General features: G+C 59.0%; 2 protein-coding genes and 1 pseudogene. 1 reads left to right on the top strand and 2 read right to left on the bottom strand.

Features of this window, described 5'->3' with window-relative positions; all coding sequences use genetic code 11:
• Window positions 1–152, top strand: a pseudogene (locus ADT71_RS30880) (IS3 family transposase); the annotation flags it as partial.
• Window positions 153–646: 494 nt separating this feature from the next.
• Here the strand turns inward: ADT71_RS30880 and ADT71_RS00290 are convergent.
• Together ADT71_RS00290 and ADT71_RS00285 are read right to left on the bottom strand one after the other, a co-directional pair.
• Window positions 647–952 (bottom strand): hypothetical protein, encoded by a 306-nt coding sequence (locus ADT71_RS00290; protein WP_054434108.1) that lies wholly within the window; start codon window positions 950–952, stop codon window positions 647–649.
• Window positions 953–1,067: 115 nt separating this feature from the next.
• On the bottom strand, window positions 1,068–2,018 hold a 951-nt coding region (locus ADT71_RS00285; protein WP_054434106.1), incomplete at its 5' end, for an MBL fold metallo-hydrolase.

Genomic DNA, 2,018 nt, shown 5'->3' with positions numbered 1-2,018 from the left:
GGCCAAGCGTTTCGGCCGTGGAAATGGCAACGCTGCGCTGGGTCGATTGGTACAATAATCACCGGCTCTTCGGCCCTATCGGGCACATCCCGCCCGCTGAGGCCGAAGACAATTACTATGCAGCCCTCGAGAACCTCGATATGGCTGCATAGCCAAATGAAAACTGCCTCCTGAAAACCCGGGGCGCTTCAATATCCAGACCGATTGTGGTAACCTGTGACACGGACGCCTCCTCAGTGGTGCTTCAACACCTCCACTTTGCCATAAAGGCTGTCGGGGGCGTCCACCCCATCAGCTATGTCGACGGTCAGTGCATTGATGGAGCGGCCATAACTAAAATACTCAAAGCTGTTCTGGCCGACCCGATCTGCTCGGGCAGCCCTTTTCGATTTGGCGCTCTGGGAGAACGATTGGTCGCAAGCAATGACGAGTGGGGGTATTTTTGGGGGTGTAGAAATTAAAGAAATTAAAAATAAACTTTAGAATCAAATACATATTCCGCTAAAAATGTCCTACCCCGCAACCAATGATGTACGACTTGAAGCCTCCAGCCCAATGGCCGGGGGCTTTTGCCGTTTTCGGCCCCCGTTGCGAACGCGAAACAAGTTGGGCAATCTTGGTGCCATGAAGTGCCGCAGAAGTCTCCTCAATAGACACCATTCGCGCCGACAACGATATCGTATCGCTCCTCAGTTCTATTGGAAAACTTGACCGATACACCGGCATCGTCTTGATTTAACGCCTCCACTGTTACGCCCAGACGGATGTTCGCTCCGAGCGCTACGGCGCTGTCGCCTGGAACTTTCTGGAGTGCGCGGCGAACGATGCCCACGTTGGCTGGCTTGCCTTCCACCAATGCGGGCGTTGGGACGCGTGCGACTTTCGCACCATCTGGCAGAAAAATCTCGAGGGCATCGAAACCGCGGGCGGCATCAAGAAACGTGTCGAGCACGCCTCTCTGCTGCCATTGCGCGGAAGCGCAATGGCAGCAGAGAGGCCGCCAATTCCGCCGCGAACCACGAGAATTTTCAGATTCTGCATCAATAACTCCTCGAAATGGCAGGTGCTCAAAACTCGTCGAGATCCTCGGCAATCACGGTGGGGCCGCGATAGGTCGCCGAGATTCTGGCGAGGTAGTCAAGAAGATCCCCCGCACTGGCTGTCGGCGCGACGATGTGTGTAACGACCACCGATTTGACCCCGGCGCGCGCGGCCAGTTTGCCGACCTGCTCGGGTAGTAGGTGGTGGGTCGAAAGGTGCTGGGTCATCCCTGCCATCGCGCGAACGCTCATATCCGGGCTGTTCCGGCGGACGTTGGCCACGGTGCGATCTACGTCGATCATTTCGGAAACCAGCAGATCCGCGTCCTTGGCCAGTTGTTCCACGGCAGGACTTGGGCCGGTATCCCCGGTGTAGGCGATCGTGCGGTCTGGTGCTGCGAACCGGAACGACAGCGATTTGAAATGCCGGTCGGCCGCAGAGCCTGCTGAAAAGGAATAGTGGGTGTTCTGCCGGACTGTGACGGCCACGTCCTCCAGGTTGAAGGTGGAGCCATCAGTCAACTCGACGACTGCCACGCTGTCGGCAGGATTGGCGCTGGTTTCGCCAGGCAGCCCATAACCCGCTTCCACTGCCGGCTTCATCGATGCCAGGAGGCCGTCAACCACCGCACGCGTGCCAGGTGGGCCGTAGATGGTCAGCTTATCTTCCACGCCGGTTTGGAAGCGCAGACCCAGCACGGCTTGAAGCCCTGCGGTATGGTCGAAGTGCAGGTGACTCAGGATAACGGCATGGACCTGCTGAAGGCGGATACGGGTAGCGGCAAGCCGCTCGAGCGCGCCGTCACCGCAATCGATCAAGTAAGCATCCCGCCCGCGCACCAGGAGATTCGCAGGCTGGCTGCGTGGACCGGAAGCAATCGGTCCTCCCATGGTGCCGAGGGTAAACCAGCTGGTGGAGGCATGCTGAGGCGAAACCGGAGCCGGGGCCGGGCCGGGCACGGGGCCGGGGCCGGGGCG

This window comes from Novosphingobium sp. ST904, from assembly GCF_001298105.1.
Taxonomy (GTDB): domain Bacteria; phylum Pseudomonadota; class Alphaproteobacteria; order Sphingomonadales; family Sphingomonadaceae; genus Novosphingobium.
The sequence above is the reverse complement of the archived record's forward strand: the minus strand, read 5'-3'. Positions and strand labels throughout refer to the sequence as shown.